14 protein-coding genes are annotated in these 14,553 nt (G+C 73.2%); 9 read left to right on the top strand and 5 right to left on the bottom strand.

All coding sequences use genetic code 11. The features are described 5' to 3' along the window. Positions 1-12: 12 nt before the first annotated feature. Positions 13-1,257, top strand: coding sequence for a winged helix-turn-helix domain-containing protein (locus ACYX4T_RS09525; protein WP_476015222.1), 1,245 nt, complete (start codon positions 13-15; stop codon positions 1,255-1,257). Here ACYX4T_RS09525 and ACYX4T_RS09520 read toward each other — a convergent pair. Then, entirely contained in the window at positions 1,227-2,171 is a 945-nt protein-coding gene (locus tag ACYX4T_RS09520; RefSeq protein WP_476014295.1) for a LysR family transcriptional regulator, read from the bottom strand. The two genes, ACYX4T_RS09525 and ACYX4T_RS09520, sit on opposite strands and share 31 nt — an antisense overlap. A 76-nt stretch (positions 2,172-2,247) precedes the next feature. Between ACYX4T_RS09520 and ACYX4T_RS09515 the strand changes: the two genes are divergently transcribed. From ACYX4T_RS09515 to ACYX4T_RS09505, 3 genes are read left to right on the top strand one after another with little or no spacing between them, the layout of a single operon-like run. After that, positions 2,248-2,943, top strand: a complete 696-nt coding sequence (locus ACYX4T_RS09515) for a succinate dehydrogenase cytochrome b subunit (RefSeq protein WP_476014294.1) — start codon at positions 2,248-2,250, stop codon at positions 2,941-2,943. Between the two features lie 2 nt (positions 2,944-2,945). After that, complete coding sequence (locus tag ACYX4T_RS09510) at positions 2,946-4,922, top strand: fumarate reductase/succinate dehydrogenase flavoprotein subunit (protein WP_476014293.1); 1,977 nt, start codon at positions 2,946-2,948, stop codon at positions 4,920-4,922. Between the two features lie 22 nt (positions 4,923-4,944). Beyond that, on the top strand, positions 4,945-5,700 hold the full coding sequence (locus tag ACYX4T_RS09505) for a succinate dehydrogenase/fumarate reductase iron-sulfur subunit (protein ID WP_476014292.1): 756 nt from the start codon (positions 4,945-4,947) through the stop codon (positions 5,698-5,700). Positions 5,701-5,823: 123 nt separating this feature from the next. On the opposite strand, the gene ACYX4T_RS09500 is transcribed toward ACYX4T_RS09505, so the two are convergent. Both ACYX4T_RS09500 and ACYX4T_RS09495 read right to left on the bottom strand, forming a co-directional pair. Beyond that, positions 5,824-6,771 (bottom strand): DUF4097 family beta strand repeat-containing protein, encoded by a 948-nt coding sequence (locus tag ACYX4T_RS09500; RefSeq protein ID WP_476014291.1) that lies wholly within the window; start codon positions 6,769-6,771, stop codon positions 5,824-5,826. Beyond that, positions 6,768-7,619, bottom strand: coding sequence for a hypothetical protein (locus ACYX4T_RS09495; RefSeq protein ID WP_476014290.1), 852 nt, complete (start codon positions 7,617-7,619; stop codon positions 6,768-6,770). The genes ACYX4T_RS09500 and ACYX4T_RS09495 overlap by 4 nt, the downstream gene beginning before the upstream one ends. A 112-nt stretch (positions 7,620-7,731) precedes the next feature. On the opposite strand from ACYX4T_RS09495, the gene thyX reads away from it, so the two are divergent. From thyX to ACYX4T_RS09480, 3 genes are all read left to right on the top strand, one after another. Beyond that, positions 7,732-8,484 carry an FAD-dependent thymidylate synthase gene (thyX, locus tag ACYX4T_RS09490; protein ID WP_476014289.1) on the top strand — a complete coding sequence of 251 codons (753 nt, stop codon included), beginning with the start codon at positions 7,732-7,734 and terminating at the stop codon, positions 8,482-8,484. Between the two features lie 34 nt (positions 8,485-8,518). Then, a complete protein-coding gene (locus ACYX4T_RS09485) occupies positions 8,519-9,160 on the top strand; it encodes a TIGR03085 family metal-binding protein (RefSeq protein ID WP_476014288.1) in 642 nt (213 codons plus the stop codon). A gap of 76 nt (positions 9,161-9,236) precedes the next feature. Next, the gene (locus tag ACYX4T_RS09480) at positions 9,237-11,024 is read left to right on the top strand and encodes a ribonuclease J (protein WP_476014287.1); all 1,788 of its coding nucleotides are present in this window, start codon (positions 9,237-9,239) and stop codon (positions 11,022-11,024) included. On the opposite strand, the gene ACYX4T_RS09475 is transcribed toward ACYX4T_RS09480, so the two are convergent. Continuing rightward, a complete protein-coding gene (locus ACYX4T_RS09475) occupies positions 11,021-11,407 on the bottom strand; it encodes an NUDIX hydrolase (protein WP_476014286.1) in 387 nt (128 codons plus the stop codon). The two genes, ACYX4T_RS09480 and ACYX4T_RS09475, sit on opposite strands and share 4 nt — an antisense overlap. A 35-nt stretch (positions 11,408-11,442) precedes the next feature. Between ACYX4T_RS09475 and ACYX4T_RS09470 the strand changes: the two genes are divergently transcribed. Both ACYX4T_RS09470 and fdhA read left to right on the top strand, forming a co-directional pair. Continuing rightward, positions 11,443-12,045 carry a hypothetical protein gene (locus ACYX4T_RS09470; protein WP_476014285.1) on the top strand — a complete coding sequence of 201 codons (603 nt, stop codon included), beginning with the start codon at positions 11,443-11,445 and terminating at the stop codon, positions 12,043-12,045. A gap of 195 nt (positions 12,046-12,240) precedes the next feature. Further along, positions 12,241-13,455: a formaldehyde dehydrogenase, glutathione-independent gene (gene fdhA / locus ACYX4T_RS09465; protein ID WP_476014284.1), complete on the top strand. Its 1,215-nt coding sequence runs from the start codon at positions 12,241-12,243 to the stop codon at positions 13,453-13,455. Positions 13,456-13,482: 27 nt separating this feature from the next. Here fdhA and ACYX4T_RS09460 read toward each other — a convergent pair whose 3' ends face one another. Continuing rightward, positions 13,483-14,553 carry a sodium:calcium antiporter gene (locus tag ACYX4T_RS09460; protein WP_476014283.1) on the bottom strand — a complete coding sequence of 357 codons (1,071 nt, stop codon included), beginning with the start codon at positions 14,551-14,553 and terminating at the stop codon, positions 13,483-13,485.

Here is a 14,553-nt window from a genome sequence, read left to right as displayed (position 1 = left end):
GACGTGGAGAGGATGTCGGCGGCGCAGGCGCGACGGGCCGCGGTCGCCGCCCAGGGGCTGACGGGTCCGGCGCGGCCCACCCGGCCCTCGCGGCGCACCCTGGCGGCGGCGGTCGAGCGTCTCGGCCTGCTCCAGCTCGACTCGGTCAACGTCGCCGTCCGGGCCCACTACGCGCCGCTGTACGCCCGGCTCGGGCCCTACGACCGCGACGCCCTCGACGCGCTGGCCTGGCCGCGGACGCGCGCGGAGGCCCGCCGCCGCACCCTCGTGGAGTACTGGGTGCACGAGGCGAGCCTGCTGCCGGTGGACGACTGGCCGCTGTTCCGCTGGCGCATGCGCGACAACGCCGCCCGCGAGAGCCGCTGGCTGGGCACCGCGCTCGACCACCGTCCCGACGTCCTCGACGCCGTCGTGGCGGGCATCGCCGAGCACGGGCCGCTGGAGGCGGGGCAGCTCGCGGAGGTGCTCGGCGACGCGGGCGACCGGCGGGCGCGGGCCCACGGCGGCTGGTGGGAACGCTCGGACGTCAAGGTGGCCTGCGAGCACCTCTTCGCCACCGGCGTGCTCACCACGGGCACGCGCCGCGGCTTCCGGCGCGCCTACGACCTCCCCGAGCGCGTGCTGCCGCCCGAGGTCCTCGCCCGCGATCCCGACCGCGAGGAGGCGATGCGCGCGCTCGTCGGGAAGGCGGCGACGGCGCTGGGGGTCGCCACCGAGCCCGACCTGCGCGACTACCACCGGCTCCCGCCCGCGGAGAGCCGGGCCGCGGTCGCCGCCCTCGTCGACGCCGGTGAGCTCGTGCCCGTCGAGGTCGAGGGCTGGTCCGCGCCGGCCTACCGCCCGCCCGACGCGCGGCTGCCCCGCCGCGTCACCGGCCGGGCGCTGCTCGCGCCGTTCGACCCCCTCATCTGGTTCCGCGCCCGCACCCTGCGGATCTTCGACTTCCACTACCGCATCGGCATCTACACGCCGGCCGAGAAGCGCACCCACGGCTACTACGTCTTCCCGTTCCTGCTCGACGGACGGCTGGTCGCGCGGGTCGACCTCAAGGCCGACCGGGCCGACCGGGCGCTGCGCGTCCCCGGGGCGTTCCTCGAGGAGGGCGCCGGCCACCCGGGGGAGGCAGCGGTGGCGGACGCCCTCGCCGCCGAGCTCGCGACGATGGCGCGCTGGCTCGACCTCGACGGCGTCGTCGTCGAGGGCGGCGACCTCGCGCCCGCGCTCTCTCAGGCCGTCAAGGCCGGGGGGTGGACGTAGCGCACGCCCGGGGGCAGGTGCCCCGTGCGCGAGGTGCGGGCGAGCACGGCCAGCAGGTCCTCGCGGAAGGCCTGCGCCGCGCGGGTCGGGGCGACGTCGGTGCGGTGCGCCAGCGAGATCGTGCGGTGGCTCCACGCCCCACCGTCGAGGCGGGTCGCGCGCAGCGTGGGGTGCCCGGCGAGCACGAGGCTCGGCACGATCGCCACGCCCAGTCCGCGCTCCACCATGCGCAGCAGGGCGTCCATCTCGCCGCCCTCGACGGCGATCCGCGGGGTCACGCCGGCGGCGGCGCAGGCCGCGAGCGTCACCTCGCGCAGCTCGTAGCCCTCACGGTTGATCACCAGCGGGTGCTCGGCGAGCTCGGCGATGCCGATGTGGCCGCCGAGGTGGGGCCGCGACCGGGCCGCGACGACCACCAGCTCCTCGCGCAGCACCGGAGTGAACGCGAGGTCGCCCACCGTCTCCCCGCGATCGATGACGAGCGCGAGGTCGAGCTGGCCGCGCTGCAGGTCGGCGACGAGATCCTGCGAGCCGCCCTCGGCGATCTGCAGGCTGATCCCGGGGTAGCGCCCGTGGAACACCTCGAGGACGTCGGCCACGACGCTGACGCACAGGCTCGGCGTGGCCCCGAGACGCAGCCGTCCCGTGCGCAGACCGGCGAGCTCGGCGATCTCCATCCGTGCGGTCTCGGAGTCGGCGACGATCCGCCGGGCGAGGGGCAGGAGCGCCTCACCGGCGGCGGTGGGTGTGACGTTGTCGTGACCGCGCGTGAGCAACGTCTCGCCCAGGTCCTCCTCCAGGCTGCGGATCTGTTTGCTGAGCGTCGGCTGCGCGACACGGCACAACGCCGCTGCCTGCGTGAATCGGCCGGTGTCCACCACAGCGAGGAAGTAGCTGAGCTGTTTGATGGTCATCGCCATAGCTCCACGCTATGGGATGGCCGTGTTGCATGCATTAGCGCTCGGTCATGCGGCGACTTACCGTTTTCACGTGGTCATCACCCCGCAGCGCAACATCGTCTCGAGGACGTGGGGCACCTCGGTCGGCAAGAAGACGGTCATCGCCACGACGGGCGCCGTCTTCCTGCTCTACGTCATCGCCCACATGCTCGGGAACCTCAAGGTCTTCTTCGGCATCGAGGCGTTCGACGCCTACTCCGAGCATCTGCGCGAGATCGGTGCGGCCGTCTTCGGCTACGAGGGATTGCTCTGGATCGCCCGGGTCGTGCTGCTCACCAGCCTCGTGCTGCACATGTGGGCCGCGTTCTCGCTCTGGTACAAGGCGAAGCGCGCCCGCCCCGTCGGGTACCAGCACCGGCAGCGGTGGGAGGGCAGCTACGCCGCCCGGACGATGCGGTGGGGCGGGGTGATCATCTTCCTGTTCGTGGTGTGGCACATCCTCGACCTGACCACCGGCACCGTGAACCCGCTGCCCGGTGACTCCAGCGCCTACATGAAGCTCGTCGCGAGCTTCGACCGCTGGTACGTGTCCCTGTTCTACGTCCTCGCGGTGGTGGCCCTCGGGTTCCACATCCGGCACGGCCTCTGGTCGGCCATCCAGACCTTCGGCGCGAACAGCGCGCTGAAGCAGAACGCGCTCAAGACCTTTGCCCTCGTCGTGGCGGCGGCCATCACGATCGGGTTCGCGATCGTCCCGCTGTCCGTGATGTTCGGTCTGGTGAGGTGACGATGTCTGAACTGCAGCAGGAGCCGACGGCCGTCCAGGGCGAGGGTCGCTACGTGCTCGGCGACCCCATCGGGGACACCCGCGCCCCGGACAGCCCCATCGCCGACCGGTGGAGCGACCGCAAGTTCTCCGCGCGCCTGGTCAACCCGGCCAACCGCCGCAAGATGAGCGTCATCGTCGTGGGCACCGGCCTCGCCGGCGCCGCGGCCGCCGCCACGCTCGGCGAGGCCGGCTACCACGTGAAGTCGTTCTGCTACCAGGACAGCCCGCGGCGCGCGCACTCGATCGCGGCCCAGGGCGGGATCAACGCCGCCAAGAACTATCGCTACGACGGCGACTCGATCCACCGCCTGTTCTACGACACGGTCAAGGGCGGCGACTTCCGCTCGCGCGAGTCGAACGTGCACCGCCTGGCCGAGGTCAGCCTCAACATCATCGACCAGTGCGTCGCCCAGGGCGTCCCGTTCGCCCGCGAGTACTCGGGCCTGCTCGACACCCGGTCCTTCGGTGGCACCCAGGTGTCGCGCACGTTCTACGCGCGCGGTCAGACGGGCCAGCAGCTGCTGCTCGGCGCGTACCAGGCGCTCGAGCGCCAGGTCCACGCCGGGACGGTCGAGGTCCATCCGCGCACGGAGATGCTCGACCTCATCGTCGTGGACGGGAAGGCGCGCGGGATCGTCACCCGCAACCTGTTCACCGGCGAGCTCGACACGCACATCGCCGACGTCGTCATCCTCTGCTCGGGCGGTTACGGCAACGTCTACTACTTGTCGACGAACGCCAAGGGCTCGAACGTCACCGCCGCGTGGCGGGCGCACAAGCGGGGCGCGCTGTTCGCGAACCCCTGCTACACGCAGATCCACCCGACCTGCATCCCGGTCTCCGGCGAGTACCAGTCGAAGCTGACCCTGATGTCGGAGTCGCTGCGCAACGACGGCCGCGTGTGGGTGCCCAAGGAGCGCGGCGACGACCGCGACCCCAACGACATCCCCGAGGACGAGCGGGACTACTACCTCGAGCGCCAGTACCCGGCGTTCGGCAACCTGGTCCCGCGCGACATCGCCTCCCGCGCCGCGAAGAACATGTGCGACGCGGAGCACGGCGTCGGCCCCAGCGGGCTCGGGGTGTACCTCGATTTCAAGGACGCCATCGAGCGTCTCGGCCGGGCGGCCGTCGAGGCCAAGTACGGCAACCTCTTCGAGATGTACGAGCGCATCACCGGCGACGACCCGTACGAGACGCCGATGCGCATCTACCCGGCGATCCACTACACGATGGGCGGGCTCTGGGTCGACTACGACCTGCGCTCCACCATCCCGGGCCTGTTCGTGGGCGGCGAGGCCAACTTCTCCGACCACGGTGCCAACCGCCTCGGCGCGTCGGCGCTGATGCAGGGCCTGTCCGACGGGTACTTCGTGCTTCCGACGACGGTGGCCGACTACCTCGCCGACGCCCCGTTCGACGAGGTCCCGAGCGACCACCCGGCCGTGCAGGAGGCCGTGGACGCGACGCGTGCGCGTATCGACAAGCTCCTCTCGGCCAACGGCCACCGCACCGTCGACTCGTTCCACCGCGAGCTCGGCCAGCTGGTCTGGGACCAGTGCGGGATGGCCCGCAGCAAGGAGGGCCTGGAGAAGGCCCTCGACCGCATCCCCTCGCTGCGCGAGGAGTTCTGGCGGGACGTGAAGATCGTCGGCACCGGCGACGGCTTCAACCAGTCGCTGGAGAAGGCCGGCCGGGTCGCCGACTTCATGGAGCTCGCCGAGCTCATGTGCATCGACGCCCTGCACCGCGAGGAGTCCTGCGGCGGCCACTTCCGCATCGAGTCCCAGACCGAGGACGGCGAGGCCCGGCGCGACGACGAGAACTTCTCGTACGTCGCGGCCTGGGAGTACGCCGGCGACAACCAGCGGCCGGTGCTGCACAAGGAGGACCTGGAGTTCTCCTACGTGCACCCGACCCAGCGCAGCTACAAGTAGCTGCTCCGACCACGGAGTACCGATGAAGCTCACCCTGCGCATCTGGCGGCAGGCCTCGCCCGAGGCCAAGGGCAAGATGCAGAAGTATGTGCTGGACGACGTCGAGCCCGACATGTCGTTCCTCGAGATGCTCGACGTGCTCAACGAGAAGCTCGTGATCGACGGCAAGGACCCGGTGTCGTTCGACCACGACTGCCGCGAGGGCATCTGCGGCTCGTGCGGCATGGTCATCAACGGCAACGCGCACGGCCCGCAGCAGTACACGACGACGTGCCAGCTCCACATGCGGCACTTCGACGACGGCGACACGATCGACATCGAGCCGTGGCGGGCCCGGGCGTTCCCGGTGGTCAAGGACCTGGTGGTCGACCGCAGCGCCTTCGACGAGATCATCAAGTCGGGCGGCTACGTCTCGGTCAACACCGGCTCGGCGCCCGAGGCGCACGCGATCCCGGTCGACAAGGTGTCGGCCGACGACGCGTTCGACGCCGCCACCTGCATCGGCTGCGGCGCGTGCGTCGCGGCCTGCCCGAACGGCAGTTCGATGCTGTTCACGGCCGCCAAGGTCACCCACCTCGGACTGCTCCCGCAGGGCCAGCCCGAGCGCCAGACCCGCGCGATCAACATGCTCGCCAAGCAGGACGAGCTGGACTTCGGCGGCTGCACCAACGTGGGCGCCTGCCACGAGGTGTGCCCCAAGGGCATCCCGCTGGCCTCGATCGCGCAGCTCAACCACGACGTCCTCGGCGCCACCCTCTCCGGGGCGCGCTCGGACTAGGCACTCCCGCCGGTCCTGAGCGAAGGGCCCCTTCGATCGGCTAGATCGACCGAAGGGGCCCTTCGTTCGTCATCGGTACCGCGGACGCTCAGGGCGTCCGTCCGTCATCGGTACGGCGGACGCTCAGGGCGTCGCGGTGAGCGCCGGCCGCGGGCGCGCGGTGGCGACGGTGACGTCGCCGGCCCCGGTGCGGGCGCGGACGCGCAGCGGGGCGCCGGCAGGGGTGTCGGTCGGGGCGGCCTCCGGGGAGTCCGGCCGCTCGCCCCGTACCGGCAGCTCGCTGCGCACGCGCCCGACCGCGGCGTGGAGCGCGACCTGGGCGTCGACGCCCGGGTGCACGCCAACCCACAGCGAGCCGACGCCGGTGCCGAGCTCGAGGTCGCCGGCCGAGGCGTCGGCGACCTGGACGTCGCCCGCCGCGGCCCGGACCGCGACGTCGGCGTGCACGTCGCCGAGCCGGATGCGCCCGGCGCCCGTGGTGATCTCGGCGGGCGCGAGGACGTGCTCGATCCGGACGCCGCCGGCGCCGCCGGTCATGCGCAGGGGCCCGGCGAGGCGGGCGATGCGCACCTCGCCGGCGCCGCAGCGCAGGTCGACCCGCCCCGTGACCTCGTCGAGGCGGATCTCGCCCGTGCCGTGCACCGAGACCTCGTCCGCGCGGCCCTCGACCACGACCCGCGCGGCGCCGGCGCGCAGGCGCAGCCCCGAGTCGCGCGGCGCCCTGACGGTGACCGCGAGCGGGACGCCGCGCAGCGCCCAGTCCTGCGGTCCGCGGACGACGAGGCGGCGGGCGCCGGGGTCCCAGTCGAGCGTGGTGGCGGCGACCGCGGCCGCGGCGCGCTCCTGCGGGGTGGTCGTCGAGCGGTCGACGCCGAGGAACCCGAGCAGGCCCGAGAGCCCCCGCATCCAGCCGGGCGGGGCGTCGGGGTCGGCCTCGACCCGGGCCCGGACGGCGTCGTCACCGGTGCGCCCCGGGTCCAGGTGAACGCGCACGGTGCCGGCGTCGAGCGCGACGTCCAGGGTCACCGGCTCGGCGTCGTCACCGGTGACCTCGCGGGCCGGGGCGCTCATCCCCGCACCCAGCCGGACACGTCGTCGCCGCCGTCGTCGCGGCGGTCGGTCGACCCGGTCGAGCCGGTCGAGCCGGTCGACCCGGTGTCGGTGCCCCCCGTGGGCGAGGACGGCGGGGTGGGAGAGGTGGGGGGAGTGGGCGGAGTCGGCGGGGTGTCGTTCCCGGTCGGCCCGGCGTCCCCGGGCCGGCCCTGCTCCCAGCCCTTGCGCCAGTTCTCGTCCCAGCTCTGGTCACGCCCGCTGTCGTCACCGGACGACCGCCCGCTGTCCCAGCCCGCGTCCCACCGGCCGAACGGCCCGCCGCGGTGGCCGCCGTACTGGCCCTTGAGCGCGCCCTGCACGGCCTGGCCGATCCAGGAGTTCAGCGACATCCCCTGCGCGGCGGCGGCCTTCTCGGCCTGGCCCTTGATCTGGTCGACCAGGCGCAGCGTCATCCGCGAGATGTCGCCCACGTCCGGGCCCCCGGGGCCGCCGAAGCCGGCGCCGCCGAATCCGGGGCCGGGCGGGGGCGGCGGGGTGTGGCGGCCCGCGCCGCCGGGGCCGCCGCCGGGCGTGCCCGCGAAGGGCGACGACGACGGGCCGGCGAAGAAGCCGTCCTGGTCGGAGGCGTCGCGGTCGACGACGACCTCGACCTGGCGGCCGGAGAGGCGCAGCGAGACGGTGCGGTCGCCGAGCTTCTCGGAGACCTCGCCGGCGAGGTCGGACAGGGCGTCCATGAGCGCCAGGCGGACGGCGGGCTCGAGGGCGGCGGCGAGCGAGGAGCCCGCCCGGGTCGTGGCCTCGTCGCCGACCGCGGTGGCCGCGGCGAGGTCGTCGCGGAGAGAAGCGACGTACGGTGTCAGGTCCATGACACCACTGTGACACCATGACGCGCTGATCGCCACCATCGTGGTGTCAACCTGCTGTCGGCGAACGCCGACCAGGGCGAGCACCGACCCGGGCGACTTGTACCGTGGGCCCGTGCCGGAGACCGTGCAGCCCGAGGTCACGCTGATCGCGAAGACCGAGTTCTTCGCGCCGCCCGGGGTCCCGTGGGAGACCGACGCCGACGGCGGGCAGGCGCTCGCCGAGTTCGCCGGCCGGGCCTGCTACCAGTCGTGGAGCAAGCCGAACCCGGCGACGGCCACCAACGCGGGCTACCTGCGCCACATCCTTGAGGTCGGCCACCTCTCGGTGCTCGAGCACGGGACGGTGAGCTTCTACCTCACGGGGATGTCGCGCAGCCTCACCCACGAGCTGATCCGCCACCGGCACTTCTCGTACTCGCAGCTCTCCCAGCGCTACGTCCCGGAGACGGACGCGGCGATGGTCGAGCCGGAGGTCATCGCCGAGGACCCCGAGCTGCACCGCCAGTTCCTCGAGGCCGCCGAGGCCGCGCGCGAGGCCTACGAGAAGCTCCTGGTGGGCCTCGAGGAGCGCTTCGCCGACGAGCCGAACCGCACGCTGCGCCGCAAGCAGGCCCGGCAGGCCGCCCGCGCCGTGCTGCCCAACGCCACCGAGACCCGCATCGTCGTCACCGGCAACTACCGGGCGTGGCGCCACTTCATCGCGATGCGCGCGAGCGAGCACGCCGACGTCGAGATCCGCGACCTGGCGATCACCTGCCTCAAGGTGCTCCAGGCCGAGGTGCCCAACGTCTTCGCCGACTTCGAGATCCGCCGCCTGCCGAGCGGCTCCGAGGTCGCGAGCAGCCCGTTCGTCGCCGAGGGCTAGAGCGGCCCGGCGACGGAACGGGTAGGGAGTGACCATGAGTGCCGCCCAGATCGCCGACGCCGAGCGCCGCGATCTCGCCGACCTGTTCCTGCGGCTCGGCCCCGACGAGCCCACGCTGTGCGGGGGCTGGACCACGCGTGACCTGCTCGCCCACCTGGTGACCCGCGAGCGCCGCCCCGACGCGGCGCCCGGCATCCTCATCCCGCCGCTGGCGGGCTGGACCGAGCACGTGCAGGCCTCGGTCGCGCGCGGCGACTTCGGCGAGCTGGTGGCCACGATGCGTTCCGGCCCGCCGTTCTGGAGCCCGATGGCGCTGCCGCCGCTGCGCGCCGTCGACGTCCAGGAGTTCTTCATCCACCACGAGGACGTCCGCCGCGCCCAGGCCGGCTGGTCGCCGCGCCCGCCCGACGAGGCCCGCGACCGCCAGCTGTGGCGCATGGTCGGCCTGCTCGGGCGCCTGAGCTACCGCTCCAGCCCGGTGGCCGTGACGCTGCGCCGCCCCGACGGCCCCGATGCCGCCGAGCACGCCGTGCGCTCGGGGCCGCGCACGGTCATCCTGACCGGTGAGCCCGGCGAGCTGCTGCTGCACGCGGCCGGCCGCGACGAGTGCGTCGTCCACCCCGAGGGTGAGCCCGCCGACGTCGCCACCGTCATGGCACTCGACCGGGGCCTGTGAGGGCCCTGCACACCCGTCCGTACCAGGAGGACCCGATCACCGTCCGTCTCCCGCGTCCCCTCACGGGGAGCGCCCGATGAGCCGTTCCACCGCCCGCCGGCCCGAGCCGAACCAGCAGGGCCAGCAGAACCAGCAGCACGACCACGCGAGCCACGACTGCGCGCGGGGCTCCGGCGTGCCGACCCAGTCGGTGCCGGGCTCCGAGGGCACCCCGCCGCCGACCCCGGACGGCGCGCTGCGCGTCGTCGCCCTGGGGGGCATCGGCGAGATCGGGCGCAACATGACCGTGCTCGAGTACGGCGGCCGCCTGCTGATCGTCGACTGCGGCGTGCTCTTCCCGTCCGAGGACTCGCCCGGCGTCGACCTGATCCTGCCCGACTTCCGGGCCGTCGAGGACCGCCTCGACGACGTCGACGCGCTGGTGCTCACCCACGGGCACGAGGACCACATCGGCGCCGTGCCGTTCCTGCTGCGCCAGCGCCCCGACCTGCTCGTCGTCGGGTCGCGCTTCACTCTGGCGCTGGTCGCGGCCAAGTGCCGGGAGCACCAGCTCACCCCGCACCTGCTCGAGGTCCGCGAGGGCGAGCGCAACCACCACGGGACGTTCGACTGCGAGTTCTTCGCGGTCAACCACTCGATCCCCGACGCCCTGGCCGTCGCCGTCCGCACGCCGGGCGGCACGGTGCTGCACACCGGCGACATCAAGCTCGACCAGCTGCCCCTCGACGGGCGGCTCACCGACCTCGCCGGCTTCTCCCGCCTCGGCGACGAGGGCGTCGACCTGCTGCTGTGCGACTCGACCAACGCCGAGGTGCCCGGCTTCGTCACCCCGGAGCGCGACATCGCCCCGGTGATCGACGACGTGTTCCGCAAGGCGCCGAGCCGTCTCATCGTCGCCTGCTTCGCGAGCCACGTGCACCGCGTCCAGCAGATCCTCGACGCGGCCGGCCAGCACGGACGGAAGGTCTGCTTCACCGGGCGCTCGATGGTCCGCAACATGGGCATCGCGAGCGACCTCGGCCTCCTGCGCGTGCCCGAGGGCCTCCTCGTCGACCTCGACGACGCGCTCGCCATGCCCGAGAAGGACGTCGTGCTGGTGTCGACGGGCTCGCAGGGTGAGCCGCTGTCGGCGCTCGGGCGCATGGCGCGCGGCGACCACCGGCAGATCACCATCACGCCCGGCGACACGGTCGTCCTGCTCTCGAGCCTGATCCCCGGCAACGAGACCGCGGTGTTCGCCGTCATCAACGGACTGACGCGCCTGGGCGCGGAGGTCGTGCACTCCGGGGTCGCGAAGGTCCACGTCTCGGGTCACGCGAGCGCCGGCGAGCTGCTGTTCCTCTACAACGCCCTGCGCCCGCGCAACGTCATGCCGGTCCACGGCGAGTGGCGCCACCTGCGCGCCAACGCCGAGATCGCCCGGCGCACCGGGGTCGAGAACGTCGTCATCGCCGAGGACGGCGTCGTCGTCGATCTGGTCGACGGGCGCGCGACGATCAGCGGGCGGGTCGAGGTCGGTCACGTCTACGTCGACGGCAACCAGGTCGGCGACGTCGGCGAGTCGACGCTGTCGGACCGGCTCGTGCTCGGCGAGGGCGGCTTCATCGCCATCACCGTCGCCGTCGAGGCCGCGACCGGGCGGGCCGTCGCCCCGCCCCGCATCTCCGGACGCGGGTTCTCCGACGACCCCAAGGCGCTCGAGAACGTGGTCTCGCTCGTCGAGATGGAGCTCTCGCGCACCGAGGCCGAGGGGATCACCGACACCCACCGGATCGCCCAGTCGGTGCGCCGCGTCGTCGGTCGCTGGGTGGGGGAGACCTACCGGCGCCGGCCGATGATCGTCCCGACGGTGCTGCCCGTCTAGCGTCGCCGGATCGTCTTCTCCAGGTGGGCGCGCACGGGCGCCCACAGGTCGGGGAGCACCATGTCGACCTGGTCGTGGAGGTACCAGGCGGCGCGGACGCTCTCCGGGATCCCCTCGGGGTCGACGGGGTGCACCGGGCTCGCGGCGACGTAGATGGTGACGATGCCGTCGTGGTTGAAGCGCCCGAGCTGGCGCCCGGCGCGGACCTCCACGCCGGTCTCCTCGAGACAGCCGCGGGCGGCGGTCGCGCCGGGCGACTCCCTGTCCTGGGGCCGCCCGCCGGGCAGCACCGCCGGCGGCACCTCGCCGGGCCGGTGGACGAGCAGGAGCCGGCCCGGGGGCGCCGTCACCACGGCCAGCACGAGGTGCACCTGCCGACTCACGCGTCCTCCCCTCCTCGGCGCCTAGGCTACGGCGCGTGACGGCCGCCGAGGTGACCACGCCCGCCCGCCGCGTCGCCGCGGTCGTCACGTCGGCGACGTCCCCGACGCTGCTGCTCGCCGTCCTCTACCCGGTGGTCGGGGCGCTGGCCGCCGGCGTCGTCGGGATCGCGTGGTCGCTCGTCGGCATGGTGTTCACCGTCGCGATCCCGGCCTTCGTCGTCGACCGCGGCGTGCGGACCGGGCGCTACACCGACCACCACCTGCGCGAGCGCGAGCAGCGCGCGGTCCCGCTGGGGCTGGCGGCGCTCTCGGTGGCGACCGGCGTGGTGGTCCTGTTCGTGGCGGGCGCGCCGCGGGCGATCGCAGCGCTGCAGGTCGCGGTGCTCGTGACGGTCGTCGTGGCCACGGCGATCACGCTCGTCTGGAAGGTCAGCTTCCATACGGCCGTCGTCGCCGCCGCGGCCGCGGTCCTCACGCTGCTCGGGGGCGGGTGGTGGGCGCTGTCCTGGCTCGTCGTGCCGGTGGTGGGCTGGGCGCGCGTCGTGCTCCGCGCGCACACGGCCGCGCAGGTGGTGGCCGGGCTGGTGGTGGGCGCCGGGGTGACGACGGCGGTGCTGCTCCTCGCCGGGGTCCCCTGAGCCCTCCCCGCACCCCACCCCGCACCCCACCCCGCACCCCGACTCCGGGCCCCGCGTCCGTTCGCCCGGCATCTCGTGCTGCGTCCGTGCGAGTGACATGCGTTCATGGTCATAACAGAATCGGTGCGTCAGCCCACCACGGCGGCCCGTCCGGGCCGTTCGGTCCGCGAGACACCATCCATCGGAGGCACGCCCATGAAGGCCGTCGCGTACATCGAACCGATGAAGGTCGAGATCCAGGACATCGAGTACCCGGGTCTGGAGCTCAAGGACGGGCCGGGGGTGAATCCCGCCAACGTCGGGCGGCAGTGCCCGCACGGGGTGATCCTCAAGCTCGTCGCCACGAACATCTGCGGGTCCGACCAGCACATGGTCCGGGGCCGCACCACAGCACCGCCCGGGCTGATCCTGGGCCACGAGATCACCGGCGAGGTCGTCGAGGTCGGCCGCGACGTCGAGTTCATCCAGGAGGGCGACCTCGTCTCCGCGCCCTTCAACATCGCGTGCGGGCGGTGCCGGATGTGCAAGGAGGGGCACACCGGGGTCTGCCTCAACGTCAACCCGGACCGCCCGGGGTCGGCGTACGGCTACGTCGACATGGGTGGCTGGCAGGGCGGCCAGGCCGAGTACGTCATGGTCCCGTACGCCGACTGGAACCTGCTGAAGTTCCCCGACCGTGACCAGGCCATGGAGAAGATCCTCGACCTGACGATGCTGTCGGACATCTTCCCCACCGGCTACCACGGCTGCGTGACCGCCGGCGTGACCACCGGCTCGACGGTGTACGTCGCCGGCGCCGGGCCGGTCGGCCTCGCGGCGGCCGCGTCCGCGCAGCTGCTCGGCGCCGCCGCGGTGATCGTCGGGGACATGAACGAGGAGCGCCTGCGCCACGCGCGCGAGGTCATCGGTGCCGAGACCGTCGACCTGACCCAGGAGGGCTCGCTGCCCGACAAGCTCGAGCAGATCGTCGGCGAGCCGGTGGTGGACGCCGCGGTCGACGCCGTCGGCTTCGAGGCGCGCGGCCACGGCAAGGACGCCGACCAGGAGCAGCCCGCGACGGTCCTCAACTCGATCATGGAGATCACGCGGGCGGCCGGGAAGCTCGGCATCCCCGGCCTCTACGTCACCGGCGACCCCGGCGCGTCCGACGACGCCGCCAAGGAGGGCAGCCTGTCCATCCGGATCGGCCTGGGCTGGGCGAAGTCGCACTCGTTCACCACCGGCCAGTGCCCGGTGATGCGCTACCACCGCCAGCTGATGAACGCGATCCTGCGCGACAAGGTGCAGATCGGGAAGGCGGTCAACGCGACCGTCATCTCGCTCGACGACGCGCCGCAGGGCTACGCGCAGTTCGACTCGGGCGTGGCGAAGAAGTTCGTCATCGACCCGCACGGGTCGATCGCGGCCTGATCACCGACGGCGACCCGGTCGGGGCTCTCAGTCCCCGACCGGGACACCGCCGACGACCACGACGCTGACCACCAGGTAGGTGGCGTAGGCGAGGAGCAGGACGACGCCGTGCCGGCGACGCAGCCGGCCGGACGCGAGGAACACCGCCGACGTCGCCGTCATCAGGACGAGCACCGGCAGGTGCCAGCGCACGACCTCGGGCGTCACGGTCATCGTCCCGCCGGCGAGCAGGAGGATGCCGAGCTTCCCGGTCACCGAGAACACGACGCTGCCGACGACGTTCGCCACGGCGATCTCCGGCGCGCCCCGACGGGCGGGCTCGGCGGTGAGCAAGAGGTCCTCGAGGGACAGGGCGAGCGTCGCGATCGTGACGCCGAAGACCGTGCCCGACAGCGCCGACCCCTCGAGGATGGCCTCGGTCCCCGCGCCGGCGACGACGGCGCCGACGACGAGCCCGGCGAGCGCGAGGACGGCGAGGCCGACCGTGCCGAGCGGCGAGCGGGCGCGGGCGCGCAGGAAGCCCTGGTCGACGCGCAGGCCCGGGGGCGCGGTGCCCGGCGGCCCGGGCGGGTCGCCACGGCCCCGCCGGGAGGCGACCCCGCCGCCGAGGGTCACGCGATCGATCTGCTCGTAGAGCGCGGCGTCGCGCCAGACGGGTCGCCGGGCCGCGTACTCGCGCACGGCGACCCACACCACGAACACGCCGAACAGCACGAGCAGGCCCAGCCCAGCGAGGGGCGTCAGCCAGCCCGTCAGCGCGAGGGCGTACGTGACCACCGGGGCGGCGGCGTAGAGGGCCAGGTAGTCCCGGGGCACGTGGACGGTGGTCGGGGCGAGGATCGCGGCGAGGGCGAGCACGAGGCCGGGCATCGCGATCGTCGTGCCGATGACGGTGGCGAGGGCGACGTCCTGGAGGTCCTCGGCGCCCAGTGCGAGGCCGAACGCCAGGTCGTCGAACTCGATCCCGGTGAAGACCACGGCGACCAGGAAGAGCGAGATCGCCCACCGGCTCGCGATGCCGACCAGCTGACCGATGAGCTTCTCGGCGCTGTAGACGAGGACCGCGACGCCCAGGACGAAGGTGACGACCGGGATCAC

It is taken from the genome of Actinomycetospora sp. ABD4_176 (genome assembly GCF_056311855.1).
The sequence above is the reverse complement of the archived record's forward strand: the minus strand, read 5'-3'. Positions and strand labels throughout refer to the sequence as shown.

What these genes read in the sequence shown, in the direction of transcription:
- ACYX4T_RS09505 (WP_476014292.1), top strand. Translation starts at nt 4,945, where the DNA reads ATGAAGCTCACCCTGCGCATCTGGCGGCAGGCCTCGCCCGAGGCCAAG.
- ACYX4T_RS09510 (WP_476014293.1), top strand. Translation starts at nt 2,946, where the DNA reads ATGTCTGAACTGCAGCAGGAGCCGACGGCCGTCCAGGGCGAGGGTCGC.
- ACYX4T_RS09480 (WP_476014287.1), top strand. Translation starts at nt 9,237, where the DNA reads ATGAGCCGTTCCACCGCCCGCCGGCCCGAGCCGAACCAGCAGGGCCAG.
- ACYX4T_RS09500 (WP_476014291.1), bottom strand. Translation starts at nt 6,771, where the DNA reads ATGAGCGCCCCGGCCCGCGAGGTCACCGGTGACGACGCCGAGCCGGTG.
- fdhA (WP_476014284.1), top strand. Translation starts at nt 12,241, where the DNA reads ATGAAGGCCGTCGCGTACATCGAACCGATGAAGGTCGAGATCCAGGAC.
- ACYX4T_RS09520 (WP_476014295.1), bottom strand. Translation starts at nt 2,171, where the DNA reads ATGACCATCAAACAGCTCAGCTACTTCCTCGCTGTGGTGGACACCGGC.
- ACYX4T_RS09495 (WP_476014290.1), bottom strand. Translation starts at nt 7,619, where the DNA reads ATGGACCTGACACCGTACGTCGCTTCTCTCCGCGACGACCTCGCCGCG.
- ACYX4T_RS09485 (WP_476014288.1), top strand. Translation starts at nt 8,519, where the DNA reads ATGAGTGCCGCCCAGATCGCCGACGCCGAGCGCCGCGATCTCGCCGAC.
- ACYX4T_RS09525 (WP_476015222.1), top strand. Translation starts at nt 13, where the DNA reads ATGTCGGCGGCGCAGGCGCGACGGGCCGCGGTCGCCGCCCAGGGGCTG.